At 70.9% G+C, this 22,415-nt stretch carries 25 protein-coding genes; 10 read left to right on the top strand and 15 right to left on the bottom strand.

Features of this window, described 5'->3' with window-relative positions; translation table 11 throughout:
* From HAV40_RS03455 to HAV40_RS03435, 5 genes are all read right to left on the bottom strand, one after another.
* Positions 1-477 (bottom strand): RyR domain-containing protein, encoded by a 477-nt coding sequence (locus tag HAV40_RS03455; RefSeq protein WP_166378875.1) that lies wholly within the window; start codon positions 475-477, stop codon positions 1-3.
* Positions 478-591: 114 nt separating this feature from the next.
* Positions 592-1,332, bottom strand: a complete 741-nt coding sequence (locus tag HAV40_RS03450; protein ID WP_166378873.1) for a DUF899 family protein — start codon at positions 1,330-1,332, stop codon at positions 592-594.
* A gap of 121 nt (positions 1,333-1,453) precedes the next feature.
* Positions 1,454-1,867, bottom strand: coding sequence for an SRPBCC family protein (locus HAV40_RS03445; RefSeq protein WP_166378871.1), 414 nt, complete (start codon positions 1,865-1,867; stop codon positions 1,454-1,456).
* 249 nt (positions 1,868-2,116) lie between these two features.
* Positions 2,117-3,442, bottom strand: a complete 1,326-nt coding sequence (locus HAV40_RS03440; RefSeq protein ID WP_166378869.1) for a TolB-like translocation protein — start codon at positions 3,440-3,442, stop codon at positions 2,117-2,119.
* Positions 3,435-3,923: a sigma-70 family RNA polymerase sigma factor gene (locus tag HAV40_RS03435; protein WP_239086695.1), complete on the bottom strand. Its 489-nt coding sequence runs from the start codon at positions 3,921-3,923 to the stop codon at positions 3,435-3,437. Before HAV40_RS03435 ends, HAV40_RS03440 begins: the two co-directional genes overlap by 8 nt.
* A gap of 119 nt (positions 3,924-4,042) precedes the next feature.
* On the opposite strand from HAV40_RS03435, the gene HAV40_RS03430 reads away from it, so the two are divergent.
* Positions 4,043-4,780, top strand: coding sequence for a peptidylprolyl isomerase (locus HAV40_RS03430; RefSeq protein ID WP_166378865.1), 738 nt, complete (start codon positions 4,043-4,045; stop codon positions 4,778-4,780).
* Positions 4,781-4,835: 55 nt separating this feature from the next.
* Here HAV40_RS03430 and HAV40_RS03425 read toward each other — a convergent pair whose 3' ends face one another.
* The 3 genes from HAV40_RS03425 to HAV40_RS03415 all read right to left on the bottom strand — a co-directional run bounded on the left by HAV40_RS03425 (position 4,836) and on the right by HAV40_RS03415 (position 9,038).
* Entirely contained in the window at positions 4,836-5,336 is a 501-nt protein-coding gene (locus tag HAV40_RS03425) for a DUF3253 domain-containing protein (RefSeq protein ID WP_166378863.1), read from the bottom strand.
* Positions 5,337-5,508: 172 nt separating this feature from the next.
* A complete protein-coding gene (locus HAV40_RS03420) occupies positions 5,509-6,597 on the bottom strand; it encodes an LPXTG cell wall anchor domain-containing protein (RefSeq protein ID WP_166378861.1) in 1,089 nt (362 codons plus the stop codon).
* A 299-nt stretch (positions 6,598-6,896) separates the two neighbouring features.
* Positions 6,897-9,038: an MMPL family transporter gene (locus tag HAV40_RS03415; RefSeq protein WP_166378859.1), complete on the bottom strand. Its 2,142-nt coding sequence runs from the start codon at positions 9,036-9,038 to the stop codon at positions 6,897-6,899.
* A gap of 89 nt (positions 9,039-9,127) precedes the next feature.
* Here HAV40_RS03415 and HAV40_RS03410 point away from each other — a divergent pair, with 89 nt between their 5' ends.
* Positions 9,128-9,649, top strand: coding sequence for a MarR family winged helix-turn-helix transcriptional regulator (locus HAV40_RS03410; protein ID WP_166378857.1), 522 nt, complete (start codon positions 9,128-9,130; stop codon positions 9,647-9,649).
* A gap of 16 nt (positions 9,650-9,665) precedes the next feature.
* Here the strand turns inward: HAV40_RS03410 and HAV40_RS03405 are convergent, their stop codons facing one another.
* A complete protein-coding gene (locus HAV40_RS03405; RefSeq protein WP_166378855.1) occupies positions 9,666-10,040 on the bottom strand; it encodes a hypothetical protein in 375 nt (124 codons plus the stop codon).
* Positions 10,024-10,242 (bottom strand): hypothetical protein, encoded by a 219-nt coding sequence (locus tag HAV40_RS03400; protein ID WP_166378854.1) that lies wholly within the window; start codon positions 10,240-10,242, stop codon positions 10,024-10,026. The genes HAV40_RS03405 and HAV40_RS03400 overlap by 17 nt, the downstream gene beginning before the upstream one ends.
* Positions 10,243-10,459: 217 nt before the next feature.
* Here HAV40_RS03400 and HAV40_RS03395 point away from each other — a divergent pair, with 217 nt between their 5' ends.
* Positions 10,460-10,921 (top strand): DUF427 domain-containing protein, encoded by a 462-nt coding sequence (locus HAV40_RS03395; RefSeq protein ID WP_239086694.1) that lies wholly within the window; start codon positions 10,460-10,462, stop codon positions 10,919-10,921.
* A 41-nt stretch (positions 10,922-10,962) separates the two neighbouring features.
* Here HAV40_RS03395 and HAV40_RS03390 read toward each other — a convergent pair whose 3' ends face one another.
* Complete coding sequence (locus tag HAV40_RS03390; RefSeq protein WP_166378850.1) at positions 10,963-11,643, bottom strand: 2-phosphosulfolactate phosphatase; 681 nt, start codon at positions 11,641-11,643, stop codon at positions 10,963-10,965.
* 161 nt (positions 11,644-11,804) lie between these two features.
* Positions 11,805-13,559 (bottom strand): hypothetical protein, encoded by a 1,755-nt coding sequence (locus HAV40_RS03385; protein WP_166378848.1) that lies wholly within the window; start codon positions 13,557-13,559, stop codon positions 11,805-11,807.
* Positions 13,560-13,860: 301 nt separating this feature from the next.
* Between HAV40_RS03385 and HAV40_RS37895 the strand changes: the two genes are divergently transcribed.
* The 5 genes from HAV40_RS37895 to HAV40_RS03360 all read left to right on the top strand — a co-directional run bounded on the left by HAV40_RS37895 (position 13,861) and on the right by HAV40_RS03360 (position 18,402).
* Positions 13,861-15,108 carry a hypothetical protein gene (locus HAV40_RS37895; protein ID WP_203671618.1) on the top strand — a complete coding sequence of 416 codons (1,248 nt, stop codon included), beginning with the start codon at positions 13,861-13,863 and terminating at the stop codon, positions 15,106-15,108.
* A 156-nt stretch (positions 15,109-15,264) separates the two neighbouring features.
* Complete coding sequence (locus HAV40_RS03375; RefSeq protein ID WP_166378846.1) at positions 15,265-16,083, top strand: glycosyltransferase family 8 protein; 819 nt, start codon at positions 15,265-15,267, stop codon at positions 16,081-16,083.
* Between the two features lie 65 nt (positions 16,084-16,148).
* Entirely contained in the window at positions 16,149-17,552 is a 1,404-nt protein-coding gene (locus tag HAV40_RS03370; protein WP_166378844.1) for a serine/threonine-protein kinase, read from the top strand.
* A 160-nt stretch (positions 17,553-17,712) separates the two neighbouring features.
* Entirely contained in the window at positions 17,713-17,943 is a 231-nt protein-coding gene (locus HAV40_RS03365) for a hypothetical protein (RefSeq protein WP_166378842.1), read from the top strand.
* Between the two features lie 81 nt (positions 17,944-18,024).
* Positions 18,025-18,402: a hypothetical protein gene (locus tag HAV40_RS03360; RefSeq protein ID WP_166378840.1), complete on the top strand. Its 378-nt coding sequence runs from the start codon at positions 18,025-18,027 to the stop codon at positions 18,400-18,402.
* A 27-nt stretch (positions 18,403-18,429) separates the two neighbouring features.
* Here the strand turns inward: HAV40_RS03360 and HAV40_RS03355 are convergent, their stop codons facing one another.
* Both HAV40_RS03355 and HAV40_RS03350 read right to left on the bottom strand, forming a co-directional pair.
* Entirely contained in the window at positions 18,430-18,858 is a 429-nt protein-coding gene (locus HAV40_RS03355) for a cupin domain-containing protein (RefSeq protein WP_166378838.1), read from the bottom strand.
* 61 nt (positions 18,859-18,919) lie between these two features.
* A complete protein-coding gene (locus tag HAV40_RS03350) occupies positions 18,920-19,339 on the bottom strand; it encodes a hypothetical protein (protein ID WP_166378836.1) in 420 nt (139 codons plus the stop codon).
* 370 nt (positions 19,340-19,709) lie between these two features.
* Between HAV40_RS03350 and HAV40_RS03345 the strand changes: the two genes are divergently transcribed.
* On the top strand, positions 19,710-20,894 hold the full coding sequence (locus tag HAV40_RS03345) for a sensor histidine kinase (RefSeq protein WP_166378834.1): 1,185 nt from the start codon (positions 19,710-19,712) through the stop codon (positions 20,892-20,894).
* A 13-nt stretch (positions 20,895-20,907) separates the two neighbouring features.
* Here HAV40_RS03345 and HAV40_RS03340 read toward each other — a convergent pair whose 3' ends face one another.
* Positions 20,908-21,660 (bottom strand): alpha/beta fold hydrolase, encoded by a 753-nt coding sequence (locus HAV40_RS03340; RefSeq protein ID WP_166378832.1) that lies wholly within the window; start codon positions 21,658-21,660, stop codon positions 20,908-20,910.
* 133 nt (positions 21,661-21,793) lie between these two features.
* Between HAV40_RS03340 and HAV40_RS03335 the strand changes: the two genes are divergently transcribed.
* Positions 21,794-22,402 (top strand): VOC family protein, encoded by a 609-nt coding sequence (locus tag HAV40_RS03335; RefSeq protein ID WP_166378831.1) that lies wholly within the window; start codon positions 21,794-21,796, stop codon positions 22,400-22,402.
* Positions 22,403-22,415: the final 13 nt, after the last annotated feature.

The following is a 22,415-nucleotide window of genomic DNA, read 5'->3' as shown; positions in this document are numbered from 1 at the left end:
TCAGCCCTGGCGGCGCACCATGCGCAGACCCCCGAGGGCCAGCAACAGTGGAATGCGGCGTACGACGGAGCGGTCCTTGTCCTTCTCCGACTCGGACAGCTCCGACCACGGTGTCAGGGACGGATGATGCTTCGCAGCGTCGTCGCGGACCGGGGCGTACGTCCAGCCCGCCGCGACGCGCTGCGCGCACCAGCGGTCGTGCTCGTGCACCGACAGCAGTTCCAGCTCGGCGTCGGAGAAGGCGGTCTCCGCGTCGCCGGAGGCCGCGGGCGCGGCGGCGCACCCCACCATGGCGAGCTTGGCCGGGATGTCGGCGACCTGGTCGAGGTTGGCCTGCCTGAGGTCGTCGGGCAACGCCTCCCAGGTGGCCATGGCCGGGGTCTCGCCCATCGGCACACCCGCGGCCGTCTGCTCGGCCAGGTATCGCTCATGCCCGGCGCGGGCGAGGGTCTCCGGCGCAACACCAAGATCGCTCATGCGTCGGGAGCGTAGTCCATTCACGCCAGCACAGCGGCGTGGCGGGCGGACCGGTGCGGCCTTGCCTGGAGCTCAGCACCCCACGGCCAGGCAAGGCCGCTCACCCGTCCGGCGTCAGTGCCCAGCGCAGCAGGACACGGCGGATCCGGTCGGCGCGACCCCGGGCCGGCTCCACTGCGCGGTCGGGCGGCCGTCGACGCGCCACTGGTGCCCGTCGATTCTCGGCCAGCCCTCGGGTGAGTCCTCCCACCGCTCCTGGCGGCCATACACGGTCAGGTCCAGCGCGTGGTAGCTGGTCGTCAGCGCCTCAACACCACGGTCGGTGGTCCAATAGGTCTCGTACACCTGGTCGGCGTCGTCGCGCAGGTAGCAGGCGATCATGCCGAAGCCCCGCCCGTCGAGCAGCACCGGATCCGCGTCCCGGGCCGAGTACCACGGAAACCGGTAACCCATGAACTCGGGGAACGGGGCGCTCTCGGCGTACGTGCCCTCGCAGAACACGGCGTAGGTGACGTCCCTGGCGTGCAGGTAGTCCAGCATGTCCATGTGGCAGGTGGCGAACGTGCAGCCCTCACACTGGTTCTCCCAGGGCTGCCCGTCGTGCCACATGTGGTAGTACACGATCAGCTGTCGGCGGCCCTCGAACACGTCTACCAGCGAGGTCTCGCCGCCCGGGCCCTGCACGGTGACCGGCGGCACGAGCGTCATCGGCAGCCGCCGGCGTGCCGCGGCGATGGCATCGCCCTCGCGGGTGTGCGCCTTCTCTCTGGCCAGCAATGCGTCACGGGCGCGCGACCAGGTCTGCCGGTCGACGATCTGCGGCGTCGCAGCACCCTGCACGATGTCAGCCGTCATGGCTCTCCTTCCGGTTGATGGTCCATCACCGGATATGACGGCCGGCGGCGCGCGAAATCATCGCTGAAGCGCAGTGTGACGCAGATCGGGCGACTCTTCGGTGGGAGCCGGGCGACGAGGGTCAGCCGCCGGAGTGCGCCGCGAGTTCGTGCGCGATCGAGTCCAGCGCCTCGTCGAGCGCGTGCTGTATGCCGGGGTGCTCGTCGGCCGCGTCGAGTTGCAGGCTGAGCAGGGTGGTGTCGTCTCCTGCGGGTGTGACCTTCAGCGAGCCGTGGTACTCGCTGTGCTCCGGCGAGCCCCAGGTGATCTCGTGTGCGGCCTCGTCGGCGTGGAACCACGCCTCGCCGGATACCCGCTCCGGCTTGCCGTCGCCGTCGGTGTCGACCGCTGCCGTCGTCTGCACCAGATCGGGTCCGACCTTTCTGGCCGAGGTGATCCGTGGGAAGTAGTCGGGGAGGTTGGCGGGGTCGGCCAGGTAGGCGAAGGCATCGGTCACGTCATGGTTGACGCGTTTCTCGGCATGGTAGGTCGTCATGATCACTCCTCCGGTCTCCCATCAACCATATGCGAAAAATGCCCGCATCGTGCCCTAGGTGACCGGGCCGAGCCGCTGACCGCGGGTCCCGACCATCCCTGACCTTTCCGTTCCCGGTCATCGACGACTTCCGGGTCGCCCAGCCGAGCACGGTGGTCGTGACCGGCTACGAAGACGAGTTCGGCAACCCCGACGTCTGGGCCGCCGAGGCGTACGCCACCTGCGCCGCGTAGGACGGCGAACGTCAGGTCACCCCGCGCGCCCGTTCGATGCGATGCGCCGCCGCAGCACCGACACTGCGGCGGCCAGCATGGCGATGACACCCGCGACGACCCGTGCCCACAGCGGCCAGAGACCGCGCTCGGGACCCGCACTGGTAGGCACGGCATCCCCGGCCAGGTCGGCGGCCAGTTCCAGGACGGTGACCCTGCTGAACCAGCCCTCGTCGGCCGTGCTGAGCGTCGTCACCGGCCCGTCGAACGGCGCGGCCAGCACCCGCCCGGTCCCGCCCTCGGTGAGCCAGGACGGCGCGTAGAGGATGGGGCCGTTCGCGGAGCGCCACGCGAGGGCGTTGCTGACAGGCTGGGGCAGTCGCGTATCGCGAAGAACGGCACCGTCGGTGGCCGAGACCAGCCGTAGTTCCGGGTCCACCTCAGGACTGGTCGTCACCAGCAGCGATCCATCGGGTGCGCAGCCGATCAGGTGCCATTCGCCGGTGAGCGGCAGGGTGCGCGGGGCCGAGCCGTCGACCGGATACAGGGCGACCGCCGGTCCCTGATCGGTGTAGGTGCCGGCAGCGATCGTCCTGCCGTCACCGGTGAAGCAGTGGTGCCCGTCGGATTCCGTCAGTGCCTTCTGGACCGTGGCGAACAAGCCGGTCGCCAGATCGAGCAGGACCAGGTCGGCTTCGCTGCCCGGCGCTGTCCCGTAGCTGTCGGGGTCGGCGCCCGCGCTGGTGAGAATGGCCAGGGTCCTGCCGTTCGGCGACCATCCCAGCAGGCGGTACGTCGACGGCTGGGCCAGGGGATATGCACGGCGCTGCCCGGTGACGAGATCCAGCACGACGATGTCGGGCGTGCTACTGCGGCGGCGGTCGCCGATCGCCACGAGACGCCCGTCGGGGGAGAGGCTGGTCGGCGCGTGGAGCCACTCGCTGTCGTCCCCGACCGTGCCGCGCTGCTCGGCCAGGTCGAGCCGACGGTAGGTCCGGCCGTCGGCGGCGATCACCACGACCTGGCTGCTGCCCCAGGTCGAGCCGAGGTTGCCCTGATCCAGCACCGCCATGGCGGGCTGTCCGAGAGGTGCGTCCGACACGGTCGCGGTGAGCAGGGACAGCCCGGCGAGTTCGTCCGGCAGGAACGCCGCGTCGGCGCCCGCCGCGGGGCGGTGGTCCACCGGTGGCAGCCCGATGGCGAAGACCGCCACCAGTACCGCGAGTGCCGCGAGTGCGGGTACGGCATACCGGATCAGCCAGGGGCGGCGGGCGGTGACGGCGGGCCGGGGTGGCACGGGCACGTCGGGTTCGTCGGCGATGGCGCGGATCGCGGCGCGCAGCCGCTGTTCGAGGTCACTCACCGAGCACGTCCTTCATCCTGGTCAGCGACCGGTGCAGCAGCGACTTCACGGTGCCGGGGCGGCAGGCGAGTTCGGCGGCGACCTGCGCCTCGGGCAGATCCAGGTAGTAGCGCAGGAACACCGCCGCGCGCTGGCGCGGGGTCAGGCGCCGCAGCGCGGCTCGCACCGCCGCGATGTCAGCCTGGGACGGGGCGTCGGAGGCCGGTGGTGTCAGCGCCGGGGCCGCGGCGTGGCGGCGTTCCAGGACCCGTCGCCGCACCCACGACGTGCACCGTGAGAGCACCGCCCGGCGCAGGTAGGCCGCCGGTTCGCGGATCTCGTCGCGGCGGTCGCCGTCGAGCCGGAACCAGTCGGCGAAGACGTCCTGGACGACGTCCTCGGCGGCGGCGAGGCTGCCCGTCGTCACGTAGGCGAGGCGGACCAGCCCCGCATACTCGTGGGCGTACACCTCGCCGGGGGCACGCTGTCGCGCCTCGTTCACCTGCACATCCTGCATGGCGCGCGAGGAGGTGGATCGGTTCCCTGCCATCTCGGCGCGACGCCGATCATGGCCGGGCCCTCAGACTGCCGAGATGACGAATGTCATGTATACCCTTCAATATGCGAACCCATCTGATCCGGTTCACCGTGACCGGACTCGTCGCCGGGCTGCTGTGCGCCGTGGCCACCGCCACCCCTGCCGCCGCCGATCCGGCACCCCGGACCACGAACGGCCCCTGCCGGTACGCCGAGACTCCTGACGATCCGCCCGCCCGGCCGGTCGGGCTGCCGTTCGACCCGCGGCGTCAGCAGACCTGGAACACCCATGTCGTACTCCGCACCAGCCACGGCAAGATCACGATGAAGCTGGACGCCGCCAAGGCGCCCTGCACGGTGCAGAGCTTCGAACACCTGATCCTGCACCGGTTCTACAACAACACCAGCTGTCACCGGCTGACGGCGTACCCGACGCTGAAGGTGCTGCAGTGCGGTGACCCGTCCGGCACCGGCAGCGGCGGCCCGGGTTACCAGTACAAGGACGAACTGCCCACCGACCTGCCTCCGGTGCCGGACCGGCCGGACCGGGTCTACTACCCGCGCGGCACGCTGGCCATGGCCAACGCCGGGCCCGACACCAACGGCAGCCAGTTCTTCCTGGTCTACGCCGACTCGATCCTGCGGCCCAACTACACCGTCTTCGGCACCATCGACGAAGCCGGGATGGTGGCCCTGGACGCCATCGCCGCCGGTGGGATCCAGCCGACGCCCGAGGACCCGGCGCCCGTCGACGGCGCACCCGTGCTGAGCGCCGACATCCAGCGGGCCTGCGTACACCTGTTCCCGCTGCCGATCTGCTGACCCGGCACGGAAGACGTCCCGCTGGGCTCGAACGCGGTTCGGGCCCAGCGGGACATCACCACCCGGGGCCGCGCGCGAGGCGGACCGGTCCCACCGCCGTGGCCGCGTCGACATCGACGCCGTGCTGGCGAACGGTCAGGACCCCCTGCCGCGACAGTTCCCCCGCCACCTCCCGCGCCGCCGTCATCAGGCTGCGCCACGCGTCGCCCCCGGCGACCCGGGCCGCGTCGCTCGGGCAGATGGTGGCGTCGGGGCGGCGGTGCCACAACAGGGCGCGCATCGCTGCGGCCAGGCGCTCACGGCGGCCGTCGGGCGTGGGCTTCCACCACGGGTCGCCGCGTTCGCCGAGGGCCACCTTGGCGTCGCGCACCCGTGGGCGGGCGGCCTGCGGATCGGTGCGGACGAGCCGGCGGGCGGCCATCAGCTCGTCCACCAGTTCCTGGCGCAGTGGCTCGGGGATGGCCGGGTCGGTGGCCCGCCACCGCCGGCCGGACACGATCAGATACCGGCCGTCCGGCGTCAGCGCGCCGTGATCGCGCGGGTCAGCGGGTTCCATCGGGCTTCGCCATGACGACCGGCGCGGTGAGCGTCGCCACCGCACCGCCCGGCACCGCGCGTCGGCAGTCGTCCACGAGCCCATCCTCCCAGAGAAGTGTCCAGGCCCCGGCCGTTCGTGAACCGCGAATGGCACCGGCACGGCGCGCTGCTGCGCGCCGTGCCGGTGGCGCTCAGGCGGCGAAGCGCCGTCGCGTGGCGAACACCAGCAGCGCGCCGCCCAGGGCCGCGGCCAGGCCCACCCCGATGATCAGGCCCGTCTTGGAGCCGGTGGTGGGCAACTGGCCGTCGGTGCCGGGTGAGGGGCTGGCGGTGCCCGTCTCGCCGGTGCCCAGCACCGACACCCGGATCGGGGCGGTGTTGTCGGCGGGGGTCGGGTCCTCGTAGTCAGCCTCGGGGTGCTGGCCGGTCGTGTTGGACAGCGTCGCGGTGACCCGTCCTTCACCGACGGTCGCTGACACGATCTTCAGTGGCCAGGTGACCCGGCGGGCGTTGGCCGCGCCCGGCTTCACGACCACGAACCAGCAGTCCAGGTTGGTCTTGGACGCCGTGCGGTCGTTACAGCCGAGGCCTTCGGGCTTGGTGATCTGCGCCAGCGGGGGGAACTCGGTGCCGGCGGGTGCGGTCAGCTTGATCATGCCCGGGTAGTCCCACACCGCGTCCGGCCCGACGTTGGTGAGCGTCCAGGTGAATTCGACGGTCTCGCCGACGTGTCCCTGGGCCGGCGCGCCGGTGGTCACCACGAAGTCGGACTCCGGCTTGACCCGGTTGGCGACGAGGGTTCTGCGCTGCGACAGCTCACCGACGGTGACGGTCATCTCGACCTCGGGCCTGCCGGGCGGGCCGGGCGGGCCGATCCGGTGGCCGAAGGTGAACTCCTCGTCCTTACCCGCGGTGATCTGCCTGGTGTACGCGCATTCCACGGTGGCGGCCGGGGCGGTGCCGAGCGTCCGGCAGGCCGGGTCCGCCTGGTCGGCCAGGAACCCGGCCGGAGCGCCGACCTGGCTCGTGTCCAGGTCGAACCGGAAAGTGATCTGCTGCGTGCCGACGAAGCCGATCTCCATGACGACCTTGTCGACGCGCAGGGTGTCGCGGGTGGCCACGACGTCGCCGATCGACCGGATACCCATCACGGGGACACTCGGGTTGGCCTGGTGCGCGGCGACCGGGGTCGCGAGGACGGCGGTGCCCATCAGTGCCGCGAGCAGTGCGCCCGGGAAGGCGGCGGCGCGCAGCGGCAGCCGTCGGCGAATGCGTGCCACGTTGTTTTCCCCCGTGAAGGTGTTTCATGTGCAAGGCAGGTGGACCATAACGGAGAGATCATCACCGCGCAACGGAAGGTAGTCGCAGTTATGACCATGTGCGGCATTGGCGTTGTTCGCAGGCCCGCCGCCGCCGGTCAGGTCGCGGCGCGTTCAGACACCGCGGCCGCGCGGGGGTGCGATGAGTCCCCGTCGTTCTTCTGCTACCCGCTCGGTTTGGGACCTCGACCTGTCCGGTCCCTGACGTGCTGTGCGTCCTGCGGCGGCCGTCGGCTCGGCCGGCCGCCGCAGGACGCGGCTCAGCCGCGGGTGGCGCTTTCGGCCGCCGGAACGGCACGCGCGGTCTGGCGCAGGTCCGCAGGGTGGCTCTCGCGCGGCGGGTTGATCGCGCCCGGTGGTGTGCCGGGGTTCGACGGCCACCAGAACCGCCGTCCCAGCAGCACGGCGATGGCGGGCACGACCAGGGTGCGGACGAGCAGCGTGTCGAGCAGGACGCCGATGCCGACGATGATGCCGAGCTGGGTGAGCACGATGACCGGCAGCACGCCCAGCACCGCGAAGACCGCGGCGAGCAGGACCCCGGCGGAGGTGATGACGCCGCCGGTCGCCGACAGTGCCCGCAGCATGCCGACGCGGGTGTCGCCGCGTGCCGTGGTCTCCTCCTTTGCCCTGCTGACGAGGAAGATGTTGTAGTCGACGCCGAGCGCGACCAGGAACAGGAACGCCAGCAGGGGCACGCTGGAGGCCAGGGCCGGGATGTCCAGCGCGGCGAACACCAGGCTGGCGGCCCCGAGGCTGGCGGCGAAGCTGATGACCACGGTGAGCAGGAGCAGCAGCGGCCCGACCACCGAGCGCAGCAGCGCGATCAGCACGAGCAGCACGACGGCCAGCACGAGCGGGGCCACCACCGCGTTGTCGCGGGCGTTGGCGTCACGCTGGTCGAGGTCTGCGGCGGGCTGGCCGCCGACGAGTGTGCCCGCGGGTGTCAGCCGGTCGCGCAGGGCCGTGACGGTGCTGTCGGCGCCGGTGGTGCCCGACTTGTCGGTCAGCTGCACGCTGATCAGCGCGAGGGCGCCGTCCGTGGAGGTCTCAGGTCGGCCGACGGCGGCCACGCCGGCGGTCTGCCGGGCGGCGTCGGCGGTCTGCCCGGCGGTGGCGGCGTCGGTCACGACGAGCACCGGCTGGGCGGACCCGGCGGGGAAGTGCGCGGCCAGTGCCTTCTGCGCCTCCACCGATTCGACCTTCGTGCGGAACTGCTCGGTCTGGGACAGCCCGATGCTCGTGGTGAGCAGGCCCGCGCTGAGGGCGGCGAGCACGACCCCGGCGGTGATGAGCACGCCGACGGGTCGTCGGGCGACCAGTGCGGCGATGCGCGCCCAGATGCCTGATTCGCTGGTCTCGGCGCTGCCGACGGTGGGCACCAGCGGCCAGAACGCCCCGCGTGGCAGGAAGGCCAGCGCGGCGGGCAGCACGATGAGCCCGAACAGCAGGGCCACGCCGACTCCGGCCGCGGCGGCGATACCGAGGGTGCGGTTGCTGGTGAGCACCGCGGTGATGAGGGTCAGCAGGGCCAGGATGACGGTGCCCGCGCTGCCGATGACCGCCGGGCCGGCGGCGCGTACGGCGGTGGCCAGGGCGGCCCTGCGGTCAGGAGTGCGCCGCAGCTCCTCGCGGTAGCGGGAGATGAGCAGCAGGGCGTAGTCGGTGCCGGCGCCGAAGACGAGCACCGAGACGATGCCGCCGATGGAGGCGTCGGTGGGTTCGCCGATCAGGCGGCCGATCCAGGGCAGCAGTTTCGCGGCGACCTGGTCGCCGAGGCCGACGACGGCGAGCGGGACGATCCAGAGAATGGGGCTGCGGTAGGTGACCAGCAGCAGCACGGCCACGACGATCGCGGTGGCGATCAGGAGCGTGACGTCGGCTCCGGCGAATGCGGCGGAGATGTCGCGGCCGAAGGCGGCACCGCCGGTGACCTGGGCGGTCAGCCCGTCGGGCAGCGCGGCGGCGTCCGCGCGCAGCACCGCGCGCAGGTTGTCGACGGTGCCGTTGCGGGTCTCGTCATCGAGGCCGGGTGCCAGGGGCACGACCAGTAGCGCGGCGCGTTCGTCGGTGGCGTAGCGCAGCGGCGGTGGCGCGGTCACCTGGGCCTGGCGGGCGATGGTGTCGCGGGTGGCGTCCAGCGACTGGCGGTCGGCCGGGGTGAGGGCGGCGTCGGCGCGTTCGAACACGACGATCGCGGACTCGGCCCGGCCGCTGGGGAAGCGGTCCATCAGCTCGGTCACCCGGGTGGACTGCTTGCCTTCCGGGAGCCCGTCGGTGGGGCCGGCCTCAGGCTGGGCCGGGCTGGTGAGGAATACCAGCGTGGACAGTGCCAGGGTGGTGAGCAGGACGATGCCTGCCCCGAGCCGGCTGGTGATCCATATGGCGAGGCGCGCGCCCATGGTCTGGTGACTCCTGTCGTTCTGGCGGACGGTACCATATTATTTCGTCTATCGAATTATTCGATCGTCGAAATGATATAGTGACCGCCATGGCCGAGCAACACGGGGTCCCCGAGCGGGTGGCCGCACTGGACGAGCTGATCCGGTCGCTGCAGGCGAGCTCGGTCGAGAGCGACGTGTTCGTCGACGTCTTCGCCAGAGCGCATGGACTCGGCCGCAACGACCTCAACGCGATCATGTGGATCGCCGCCGGCAGCCAGGAGGGCCAGCCGCTCACCGCCGGCGAACTCGCCGCTCGCCTGGGCCTGGGCGCGCCCGCGACCACGTCGCTGATCGACCGCCTGGAGGCCGCCGACCATCTGGAGCGCCAGCGCGACCCGCGCGATCGCCGCCGGGTGACGCTGCAGGTGCGCCCACGGGCGCTGCAGATGGCAAGGGAGTTCTTCCAGCCGCTGGGCCGCCGGATGGAAGCCGCCGCCGATGGCCTGCCCACGGCTGACCTGGTGATCGCCGCCGCCGTGATCAGGAGGATGACCGCCGCCATCGTCGAGTCTCGTGAGGCTGCCAGGCGGGAAGGGCCGGTCCAGCCCAAGCGCGTCACCGACGGATGAGTGAAGCCCGGCGCGGTCAGTACTGGTCGGCTGTGCCCCTGCTGCGGCGGGGCGCGCCTGCCCGCAGGAGGGCTGCTCGGGAGATCATGCGCAGACCGGCGGGGCTCCACCAGCGCCGCAGTCGTCCGGCGTGCCAGTAGAGCCGCAGCAGCCAGGTGCCGTCAGGTCTCCTTACCTCCACCCGGCCCAGCGCGGCGAGCCTGCCGACCGTGGTCCGCAGCGCTGCGGACCGCGGCAGCGACGCGACCACGAGGGCGGTGTCGTCGAAGGTGACGACGATGGGCGCGCCCGGGGCGGCCAGCAGCCGCCCCGTGGTGCCGCCGCCGCCCGTGGTCACCACGATGTCGACCGCACCGGAAATGGCCGCGGTCCGGCTACCGGCGTGCAGCATCGTCGCCGTCGCTCGTGGTGATCTCCAGCGCGCCGTTGAGCACCCAGATGGCGCGGGGTGAGTCGGTCCCGGTGCTCCGGGGGACCTGGACCTCCATGTCCCGGAACCGGTACGAGATGCTCGCATGCCGTCCCGTGAGGAAGTCCCACATCTCCTTGCCGAAATCGGCGAAGTGCACGTCGTCGCGTACTGCTGTCGTCATTGCCTTCTCCTCTGGTCGTGCGGGAAGCCGTCAACCTCGAGCATGGGCCGGAATGCGGTGCGGTGGGGTGTGCTCGGCGATGCTGCGTCGATTCGTGCGTTGATTTGCCCGGTTAAGGGCTGATCACCCCAAACCTGGTTAAGGGCTGATCACCCCAAACCTGGTGCGACGTTCGCCCAGGTCGCCTGGCCGGGTCGACGTGCCTACGATGGCGGACATGGTGGAAAGCGTCTGGGACTATCCGCGCCCGCCGAGGTTGGAGCGGTGCCCGCGCCGGGTCGCGGCACGGCACGGCGCGCACCTGGTCTTCGACACCGAGCAGGCATGGCGGGTGCTGGAGACGTCACATCCACCCGTCTACTACGTGCCCCGCGACGCGGTGCTCCTGCCGTTGCGGCCGGGCGGGCGCCGCAGCTGGTGCGAGTTCAAAGGGGCGGCATCCTATTGGGACCTCGTCGTGGACGGCGCCGTCATCACGGAGGCGGCCTGGTCCTACGAGTCGCCCACACCCGGCTACGAGGACCTGGCCGGGATGCTCGCCTTCTACCCTTCCAAACTCGACGCCTGCTCCGTCGACGGGGAGACGGTCGTGCCGCAGGCCGGGGACTTCTACGGCGGCTGGATCACCCGCGATGTCATCGGCCCGTTCAAGGGCGGCCCGGAGACGTCAGGCTGGTGACGGGGCAGGTACGCGAGCGCCGTGAGGTCGGACCCGCCGATTCAGCAGGGCACCTTGGTGAGTACGACGTGATCTTTGTGAACCTCGCCGACCATGGCGAATGCGGAGCTGTCGACATCGCAGCAGAAGCCCAGGTCGCGCGAGATGTCGACGCGTTCGGCCGCGGGTAGCCGCGCATAGTGCCGATCATGTTCCGCGGCGCCGTCCCTGATGCCGGAGACCAGTTCCGCCGTTCGCGGTGCCGACCCGTCGAGCAGGGCGTTCAGGTGCTTCGCACAGGCCCGGTCCTCGGCGGTCTGACCGGTGCAGACGAGCGTCCACGCGACCCCGGGGTGGTTGCCGGCGATCCACCGCGCGGTGGCACCGACGTTGCGCGCCGACACCGCCAGCAGCGCCGCCGGGGCCGGACACCGGGAGAGCCCGAGCGTGCCGTTCGACGTCGCCTGGATCACCCGCCGGCCGTGCAGCGGCGCCGTCGACATCTCGAACGGCGAGTTGCCGAAGTCGAAGTCCGCCGGCCTGAGCCCACCGGTCTCCCCGATCAGCAGGCGGTCCGGGTGCAGCCGCCGCAGGCCGCGGCCTGCCTCGGCGGTCGGCGCGCAGGCGATCTCGGGCACACCACGCTCAAAGGCGACCGCCGCCGTCGTGAAGGCCCGGATGACGTCGATGACGACGACGACTCCGCCGGGCGCAATTGCGGCGTCCATCCCTACGATCGGCACGGCACTGATCGTTCGCCGGGGACGTCCACCTTGGCAAGGCCTTTCCTGCCGGGTGTCAGCGGGGTATCGAGGAGAGTCACCGGATGCGCCAGGCCGCGCTCCGGCACCCGGCCGGGGCGGCGCGGCGGGTATCGCGCGCACCGCCCCGGCCGTGGGAGAGGTCAGATGAGCTTGAGCAGCTTGGCGAGGTCGTGGGCCTTGTTGCCGCCCAGTTCGAGGCGCTGGATGTCGAGCTGGAACACCTTGCCGACCACGGCGTTCAGCAGGTGGACGAACTGCTGGTAGTCGGGCTGGTCGAACACGGCAGGGTTCTCCAGGTCGGCCGGCACGTGGTAGGGCCGCACGATCTGCGGCGCGGCACCCACGAACTGGTTGATCCTGTCCTTGACCGAGGTCTTCTTGGGCGCGTCGCCGTCGCCGCCGGTGGTCGGGCCGCCGGAGGTCGCGGCCTGGGTCAGCGCCGGGTGACCGACGCCGAACTCGAAGCTGTAGACCGCCGCCGACCGCCCGTCGCCGAGCCGCCCGGTGGCCTTGTCCGCGCTGAAGTCGATCTGCGTACCGTTGGCCAGCGTCATCGTGAACGTCTCCCGCTTCGACACGATCGTCAGCGTCGGCACGACGTCCTCCTGCGCCAGGCGCACGAGCACCGGCCGCGCGTTCTTCAGCGCGTGGCACATCGTACGGCCGACCGCGTTGTCTGCCGAGTCGTCGGTCAGGAACCGGCGCAGCAGCACCTGCCCGGCTGTGGTCGTCAGCGCAGTCGTCTTGAGCTGGCACTGCGCGGCCAGGCGCAGCCGCCGGTCCTTGTCGTTGTGGTAGGTCGCGCCCTTGAGCGCGAACAGGAACGTGCCCTCGGCGTCCTTGGCGCGGTGCCGGCGGCGCAGCACGATCTGGTTGGTCAGCAGGTCGCAGGAGTCGGGCAGGTCGAAGTAGGTGTCCTCGTACTCCTTCTGCTCCCCGGTCATCTTGAGGATGCCCAGCGCCTTCTGCAGTTCTCCGTCGCCGTGCAGTTTCTTCATGGCCATGATGACCTGGTCGAGGTCCTCCTCGCGGGGCAGCTTGTACTCGGCCTCGCACTCCAGGGTCGTCATCATCTCCTTGCCGCCCTGCAGGATCTCGCCGAAGGTGACGAACACGGGGCGGCTGGTGTTGAGCTTCTCGCTCATGTTCCACGACGTGTTGCGCCGGGTCTCGGTCCCGGCCAGCTCCAGCAGCGTGTACGGGACCAGCCGCAGCTTGCCCGAGCCGCCCTTCTGGTCCAGCCCGCCGCTCTCGTGCCGCACCCCGTTGATCTGGACCTCCTGCTGGTCGGCCACGCCGAGCCACTGCGCCCGCAGGCCCAGCTCGCGATACCGCTGGGTGATGGTGTTCGCGGTCACCGCACCGCCCGGGTTGAGCTTGAGGATCGTGGCCAGCTGGTCCAGCGTGTACTCGACCCGGATCTCCCAGTGGTTGTAGTCCCATGTCGGCTCGATCACCACGACCATCAGCTGCCGCTCGCCCGGCTTGTTCGGCTCGGCGGTCGGGGTCTCCAGGTAGATCGGGATCAGGTCCTGCGGCTGGGCCATGTAGTCCGGGTTGCCGGTCACGCTGAAGTGCAGCGTCAATCCGTCGTTGGACAGCAGGGCCGGTGACTCGATCTCCAGGTGCGCGGTGCCCTCCCACTTGCGGTACGACTTCTCGATCGTGATCGCCGGGCCGTGCGTGCCGAAGATCTCCTGCTCCCGCGCCCAGGTGTCGATCATGGCTAGTGGCGTCTTGTACATCTGCCGCTCCAGCGGCGAGACCAGGTTGTCGCCGCAGACCCGGTTCTCGCTCTTGGTCGGCCGCGCCGGCTCCTCCTTCGGCCGCGGCAGCGCCTTGATCGTCACCGTCTGGTCGTAGCGCAGCTGTCCCGCCGTACGCTCTGCCTGCATCGCCCACTCCTCGTCCCGCACTGCGGTGACTCTCACCGCGGGTACCCGACCAGAGGGCCCGCGAGCGCCGCGAATACATGCTGTCCTGTTTGCGACCTCGACCGGGAGCATGCGGCAGCACGCCGCGGGGCCGGTGCGGCCGTCCTGGCGCTCCGGCAGCCGCCGCCTGAATGTGCCTGCGTTGTACGGTCCGATATGTACGGTGTCTCACGCGGCCGGCGTTCGGCACCGCTCCACCCGGTGCCGACTCGGCGTGCCGCAACGTCCGACACCCCTGTCGCCCCCTCGCGGAGGAACCCCCATGTCTGCCCTCACCCGCCGAAGCGCACTCGGCCTGTTCACCGCCACCGCCGGGCTGGTGGCGATGTCTCCGGCCACCGCGGCGAAAGCCGCCTGCGGCTCCATCCCCTCCACCGCCGACCCGGCGGTCCTGAGTGCGGTCTACGCCGTCGCCACGGAACTCGGGGCCAGCGAACGTGTGCTGCTGGCCGGGTTCGAGGCGGGCTGGGTCGAGTCGCACATGAACAACCTGAACTGCGGTGACCGGGACTCCCTGGGCGTCTTCCAGCAGCGGCCCTCGCAGGGTTGGGGCACCGCGGCGCAGATCCTGGACGTGCGGTTCGCCAGCAATTCGTTCTTCAGCCGGGCCATCCCGCTGGCCGCGGCGAATCCGTCCTGGTCGCCCGGGCAGGTCGCCCAGGGTGTGCAGCGGTCGGCGTTCCCGACCCGCTACGACGAGGCGCGGCCGGTCGCCGAGCAGCTGCTGGCCCAGGCGCGTGCCACCGGGGCGCGGCAGGTGTACGAGGCGGCCAGCAACAACGGCTGGCGGGCGCTGGCCGTGGGCGGACCCAGTGGCCCCGTGACCGGTTCGGCCACGGCCGCGATCTCCCTCGCCGGTACGAAGATCGTCTACAGCCTGCGGGGCGGCCAGGTGTTCGAGGCCGCCAGCAGCACCGGCTGGAACAACCTGTGGACCGGGATCAGCGGCGCGCAGGGCACGGCGCTGGCCGCGGTGACCCTCAACAACGTCAAGTACATCTACACGGTCGTCGGCGGGTACGTGCACGAGGCGCACAGCGCCAACGGATGGCGCAACCTCAACACCGGCATCGGCGGGGTCGGCACGTCGTCGATCTCGGTCATCGCCCTCAACGGCGTGATCTACATCTACAGCATCGTCGGCGGTTGGGTACACGAGGCGCACAGCGCCAACGGGTGGCGCAACCTCAACACGGGCGTCCCCGCGTCCGCGGTGGCGGCGATCGCGCAGGGCACCACAAAGATCATCTACTCGGTCAACGGCGGCGCGGTGTACGAAGCGGCCAGCAACGCGGGCTGGACCAACCGGGGGACCGGCATCACCGGCGTCTCCAGTGCCACCATCGCCGCGACCGCCAACGGCGCCGAGAAGCTGATCTACACCTCGGCCGGCGGCTACATCCACGAGGCCAGCAGCAACACGGGCTGGCGCAACCTCAACAGCGGCGTGCCCGGTTCGCGTACGGCCGCCATGGCGGTCTCCGGCGTCAAATACCTCTACAGCTGCTGAGTCGGTATTCGGGTCCCCGCGCCACGCTCGGCCACGCGGGGACCCGAACCGGTCAGTGCAAGTTTTCGAAAACCCATCGTAATATTTCTACGTTTTCTCTGCCAGAATCCAATCGAACTATTCAGCTAAGTGATCGTCTTCTGTTATACAGCCACAGTGGACATCGCCTTCGCCTTCGACGAGACCTACGCCGACCATGCGCGGGTCGCGCTGGAGTCGATCCTCGACAGCCGTCAGCACGACGACGTCACCTACTGGCTACTGACCACCGACCAGGTCGCCAAGGAGTACGAACGGCCGCTGCGACGCCAGCTCGCCGGACGGGGCTCGCTGCGCCTGCTCACCACCGGTGACGCGTTCCGGTCCCTGCCGGTCGCCGAGCACGAGGCCCTGGCCTGGCTCAGCCCCGGCATGTACCTGCGCCTGCTGCTGCCCGAGCTGATCGGTGACGGGCCGGCGCGCCTGCTCTACCTGGACTCCGACATCCACGTCTGCGGCGATCTGAGCCCCCTGTGGCAGGTGCCGCTCGACGGCGTGCCGCTGGCGGCAGTCCGCGACGCGTTCGGCGACCGCTTCGACGCCTTCGGCGGCATCCCCGGCTCCGGACCCGAACACCCGGCCGACGCACCGTACTTCAACTCCGGCGTCATGCTGATGAACCTGGCGCACTGGCGCGCGACCCAGGTGACCGAGCGCTGCCTGGACTACCTGGCCGCGAACGCGGACCGGCTGCGGTTTCCCGACCAGGACGCGCTGAACCTGGTCGCGTACCAGCGCTGGCTGCGGCTGCCGCCGCGCTGGAACAACATGGCCAGTTTCCTGCTGGAGCCCATGGACGAGGCGCAACGCGGCGAACAGGACGTACGCGTCATGCACTTCGCCGGACCGCGCAAGCCCTGGACCGAGGGCTTCCGTCCGGGCTTTCGCCTGCAGCGCCACCACACCCTCGCGGCCAGGGTGGCAGCCTTCGGCTGAGCGCGTGTCGGGGCGCGACGCTATCGTCGTCGGCGACCCCATCCCGCGGACGAACGAGGCAGGTCATGCACAGTCCAGGAGCGCTGCTCGGCGGCCGTTACCGGCTCGATGAGCGGATCGGCGCCGGCGGCATGGGAGAGGTCTGGCGGGCGACCGACACGGTCCTCAAGCGCGTCGTCGCGGTGAAGACGGTGCTGCCGGCCCTGCTCGACGACCCCGGGTTCGTCCGCCGGTTCCTCACCGAGGCAAGGGCGATGGCGGGCGTACGCCACCGCGGCGTGGTCACCATCCACGACTACCACGGCGACACCGGCGGCGCGTACCTGGTGATGGAGCACATCGACGGCGAGCCGCTGTCGCGCGCCCTCGCCCGGCACGGCCGGCTGACCGCCGAGTCCACCCTGGGCCTGCTCGCACAGACCGCCGAAGCACTGCAGGCCGTGCACGACCAGGGCATCGTGCATCGCGACGTCAAACCGGGCAACCTGCTGGTACGCCTCGACGGAACCGTCATGCTGACCGACTTCGGCATCGCCCGTACGCAGGACGACACCTCACTGACCACGCCCGGCGGAATCCTGGGCACACCGTCCTACCTCGCGCCGGAGCAGGTGCTCGGCCAGCCCGCCGACGCGCGCAGCGACATCTACGCGCTGGGCGTCGTCGCCTACGAGTGCCTGTCCGGACACCGCCCGTTCACCGGCGACAACCCGTTCGCCGTGGCCATGCAGCGGGTGGGCCAGCTGCCGCCGCCGCTGGGCCCCGACGTTCCCGCCCCGGTCGCCGCCCTGGTCGAACGGGCACTGGCGGAAGATCCCGAACAGCGGTGGCCGTCGGCCGCGGCACTGGCCGAGGCCGCCCACGGCGTGCTGAACGGTTCGCACGCCCCTGCCCCGAGTCCACGCAGGAGCGTCGGCCGTGGAACCGGCGGGAGAGCGAGGAACCGCCGCGTCCGGGTGCTCGCGGCGGCGGTCGCGCTGGTCGTGCTCGCGGGTGGCGGCCTGGCGGGCTGGGCGTTCTGGGGGTCGGACACGTTCCCGCGCTGGACGTCGCCGGACGCGCCCGCCGCCGATCAGCGGGTTCCCGCCGGGTATGTGGCGTGTGGCGCGTACGCGTGCCCGCCCGAGCCCGAGTGCTGGGGCGGCCTGACCAGCTCGGGCGGCACGGCACACCGGCCGAAGCGGATCGCCTGCGACCAGCCGCACCCCTGGGAGACGGTCGTCGTGGCGGCTCTGCCGGCCGGAGCGGAGTTCGTCCGGCAGGACGAGCTCATGGCACGCGCCGACATCGCGGCCCTCTGCTCGGCGCAGGCCGTGGCGCAGCGCACCCGCGACGGCGTCGCCACCGCGAACTGGCAGCGCGAGCCCTGGCCGATCCAGGTCGACCAGGACACCTGGCTGCTGTACTGCCTGGCCAGCCAGCCCGAGGGCGGCGTGACCACCGGTCCGGCGTTCCAGAACGCCGGCTGACCCGCCCGGTCAGGATGCCGGAGTCACTTAGCGCGCTGACCGCATCCGCCCTGCGGGGAACGGGTTTGGCCCGTTCTGGCAAGGCAGCGACCGGTCGTCACATAGCGTGATCGTCATGTGCCGGGCGTCGGCACTCCGGAACGACCTACGCGGAGGAATTATGGCGATTTTCCTGGCCAACGGCGAATGGGCGGAAGGCTCGCTCAAAGTGACGACTTACGACGACGCCGTGGGCGCAGGAGTGCGTGAGTTCGCCGACACCCGCCACAAGACGACGTTCGGTCGCGAGCGCACCATGGTGTGCCGCGGAATCGCGACGTACATCGAGATTCCCGACGAGTTCGAGGACGAGATCAGTTCCAATCACGCGGATAAGCCGACCACCGGATAGCTCGATCACATCATCGGTGAGCAGCGACGGCACAAGATCACCCGGAACTGGACGGGTGGCCTGATCCACGTACCGGCGGCCATGGTCCGCGCGGCCCTGAGCAGCTTCCAGGCACCGCTGCCGACGCTCGGCGGCGGCATGCGCGAAGCGCTCGCAGCCGAACTGAAAGACCTGGGCATCGACCTGTCCAAGCCGACGGTCGAGCAGCTGGTCTCCATGCTCGACCTGGCGAAATGCCCGACCTCCGGCCCGGTGCTGTACGTGGATCCCACGACGTGGCGGTTCGAGGACGGCGACCCCGGCACCCGCCTGCACTACCTGACCGCCCTGTACGACCCGCACGCCTACGGCTTCACCGCATCCGACCCGACGCTTGCCCACCAGGTCCGTCCCGGCTTCCGCGGCAGCCAGACCGGATACGTCACGCAGGGCCACCACACCGATGGCGGCACCGCCTGACCAACGACGCCCGCACGGCGATGGTGGTCAGCTGCGGACGGCGCCGGTGAGGTCGCTCAGCACGAGTTCGACACCCGACGGCTCGCGGTCCAGCAGGTGGACCGATTCCTGCTCGTGGGGATCGGTGCGGGCCACGATCGCGACGACCTCATCCTCGGTCGTCACCGGCATGTGCGGCACGTCCGCAGGGATGTAGACCATGTCGCCCGCGCGCAGCACCTGGCTGAACTCCAGCGCGTGCCCGTACCGGATGGTGTGGGTTCCCCTGACGACGTAGATGCCCGACTCGTGTCCGGCATGCACGTGGGGCGCACCCTGCGTGTGCGGGGGCACCGTCACCACGTGCAGGCAGAGCCGTTGCGAGCCGCATGACTCGGCCGAGATGCCCTGGAAGAAGTACCCACCCTGTTTTCCGCGATATCCAGCCGACGACTTACGCAGCACCGTGCATTCCATGGGAGAGTTCTACCTGCTCAAGGTCACCATAGCGGGCTTTGACACGCCAGTCGGGCGGCCGTCACTCGAGGCGGGCCAGACACAGCGCGTTGGCGAGCTGGCCGAGTTTCGCGGCCGACAGCGCACCTGCCCGCTCAAGCAGGCTTTCTGCGGTCAGGGTCGTCAGCCAGGTGCAGAAGATGCGATCGTCACGGGCAAGCGCGACCCGGATGACCCCTGCGAATGAGAGTCCTTCGGCGGCTCCGATCACCACCTCGATGCCGACACCTCTGATGCCGGTGTCCACCGGGTCGGCGAACTGTCGCAGCAGGCGCGAGTCGGCCGCCTCCTCTCCCGACAGCACGACGAAACCGCGCTTCTCCTCGGCGGTGGCAGGGCGCACGATCTGCATCGCCCGCAGTTCAGGCTCGTCGCCTCCCGAGAGCAGGACGACCGGGCGTCGTTCATCGATCCACGCCCACCAGACCTCGCCTCGTTCCACCAGTTCTCCTGCCGTCGAGGCGATCCCCGCATCGAGCGGGTGCCGGTGAGGGTGCCGGATACATGTCGCGGCGCGAGCGCGCAAAGCGTACCTGCACATAGTCCAGCGGTGACGAAAGCGATCAACGACTACGACCCGGTCTGGCATGGGCTCGCCGAGGGCGCTGCCGGTCCGTCGCCGACGTCACCGTTCCGTGATCAGCGGAGCATTCCGTGTTCTCCACGGCAGTGGCAGACTCGGCCGTGGTGATCAACGCGAATCGGATTCACGACGGACGGGCCCCGTGACGGCCGAGGACCCCGGCTCTTCACGGCGGGGCGGCGGTCCAGCCGGTCGCGGCCGTGCCGGTCTGCTCGGCCGAGCGGCCGCTGTGCTGACCGGACGGCTCGCGACGGTGACGGTGGGCGCCGCCGGGTTCGGGGCCGTGCTGGCAGCGGGGGAGTCCGCCGGAGTCGCCATGGTCGTCGGCGTGGCCGCCGCGGTGGCCGTCGATCCGCTGCGCAGACGCGGACAGCGCTGGCTGCTGCGGCACACCGATCCACGCCGCCAGCTCGCCGCCGCGCTCACCACGCGACATCTCCGGCAGCTGATGGCCGACACCCCCTACGAGCCGCCGTCGGGCAACGCCGGACACCTGGCACAGGACACGATCCGCGCCGCTTTCGACGATCCTGCCGCGGTTCTCACGCTGGCCCTGCCCGATGGCCGGGGCTGGGTCGACGTCGACGACCGGCCCGCACCCGCGCCGCTGGAACACCACCACGGGCACGTGGAACTGGTGGCGGGCTCAGGGGGGCAGGTCATCGCCTACGTCCTGCACGGCTCCGCGAGCACCGCAGGCCTGCCGGGCGCGGCCGGTGTGGTCGACGAACTGCGTGTGCTGATCGAACGGGCGGTGTTCGGCGCCACCGTACGCGACCAGGCCGAACGGATCGTCCATGAACGGGCACGGGCCGAGCGGGCGGCGCTGGCCGAGCGCGTCCGCCTGGAACGCGACCTGCACGACGGTGTCCAGGGCCGCCTGCTGGCGCTCGCGCTCCAATTGCAGCTGGCACGCCAGACCGTCGCCGACACCGCGACCAGCGAGCTGCTGCAGGGCTCCGTCCGGGATCTGCGGATCGCACTGGACGACCTGCGCAGCATCGCCGCCGGCCGCGCACCTGACCTGCTGAGCACCCACGGCCTGGCCACGGCCGTGCACGACCTGGCGTCGAAGCTGCCGCACTCCGTCCGGGTCGAGGTCACCGCGCAGCGGTTCGCACCGGCGACCGAGGCGGTGGCCTTCTTCGTCATCGCGGAGGCGCTGACCAACGCCGTCAAACACGCCGACGCCGGTCGCATCGACGCCCGCGTCACGGCCGAGCGGCTGGCCGTGCGCATCGAGGTGAGCGACGACGGCCGCGGCGGCGCGAACCCGCAAGGCGCGGGCCTGCAGGGCATCCGAGCGCGGGTGCGCCTCGCCGGTGGTGTCCTGACCGTCCAGGAGCGGCCGGGCGGCGGCACGGTCGTACGCGCCGAACTGCCGCACGGCCCGGGCGAACCCGCACCGGCGTGAGCGGCCCGGTCGCTCACTCCGCCAGGAACGTGGCGACCGCGTCGTAGAACTCCGCCGGGCGTTTGCTGTGGACCAGGTGTCCCGCGTCGATCGTCACCAGCCGCGCGCCCGGCACCGCGTCGGCGACCAGCGCCAGCCGCTCCAGGGACAGGTGGCTCGCCGGGCCGCCCCACACCACCAGCGTTCTGGCCCGGATCGTCGCGAGCCGCGCCCACCACTGCGTCTGCGGGCGGCGCAACTGCCGTAGCGCGGACACGACAGCGCGGCGGTGGAAACCGCGCCGGAAGACCAGCAGGCTGAGGCTCTCCAGCAGGAACCGGGGCGCGTACAGGCCGTCGTCGTCGGCGCTGTCCCGCCCCGGGACCGGGGGCTCCTCCAGGATGAGATGGCTGACCAGGCCGGGCCGTTCGAACGCGACGAGCGAGGCGACGTACGCGCCCAGCGAGTGCCCGACGACCACCGCCCGCTCCAGCGCCAGGGTGTCGAGCAGCCCGACGACGTCGGTGCAGTACGCGGCCAGCGGGTAGGACACGGCACGGGTGCTGCCGCCGTGCCCGCGCAGGTCGACGGCGATGGTGCGCCAGCCCTGCGGGGCCAGTGCCGACGCCAGCCGGTCCCACGTCGCGGAGCTGCTCGCGCCTCCGTGCAGCAGCACCAGGGCTGGTGCCTCGGGGCTGCCGTACTCCCGGTAACGCACCGTGATGTTGCCCAGCGCCATGGTGACGTCCCGGGGCGCGAGGTCCAGCGGCGCGGAGATCTCGGTCATGGAGGCAATCTAGTGCTTCCGTGCCCGTGCTCCGTGGCGGGTTCCGTGGCCACCACGGATGTGGGGGTGGCATCTGCGCGGCGAAGCTGTCACCAGACACAGCGATCCACGACAGCCTGCTGAGGAGCACTCCATGACCGTCATCGACCACCTCACCCTCGAAGTCACCGACCCGGCCGCGGCCGAGTCGTTCTACACCGCAGCCTTCGGGCTGGGCGAGCGCATCCGGGTGCGGGCCGGTGCCGAACCGTCGGCCGGATTCCGTGGGTACGCGATCTCGCTGGTGGTGCCCCAGCCCTGCGACGTGGACAGCTTCTTCGCCACCGCCCTGGCCGCCGGAGCGACCGTGCTCAAGCCCGCGACCAAGAGCTTCTGGGGTTACGGCGGCACCGTCCAGGATCCGTTCGGCACCATCTGGAAGCTCGCGTCGGCGGAGAAGAAGAACTCCGGGCCCGCCACCCGGCAGGTCAACGATGTGGTGCTGCTGCTCGGTGTCGACAACGTCAAGGCGACCAAGCAGTTCTACGTCGACCGGGGCCTGCCGGTCGCCAAGAGCTTCGGCAGCAAGTACGTCGAGTTCGGCACCTCGACCATCAAGATGGCGCTGTACAGCCGTAAGTTCGCCGCCAAGGACTCCGGTGTGGCGCCCGAGGGGTCGGGCTCGCACCGCATCACCGTCGGCAACGACGCCGGGGGCTTCGTCGACCTCGACGGCTTCCGGTGGGAGGCCGTGCCCGCCTGAATCCCTTCGCGCG

The organism is Catellatospora methionotrophica, from assembly GCF_011297335.1.
GTDB classification, from domain to species: domain Bacteria; phylum Actinomycetota; class Actinomycetes; order Mycobacteriales; family Micromonosporaceae; genus Catellatospora; species Catellatospora methionotrophica.
This window is presented reverse-complemented; position numbering and strand designations above follow the sequence as displayed.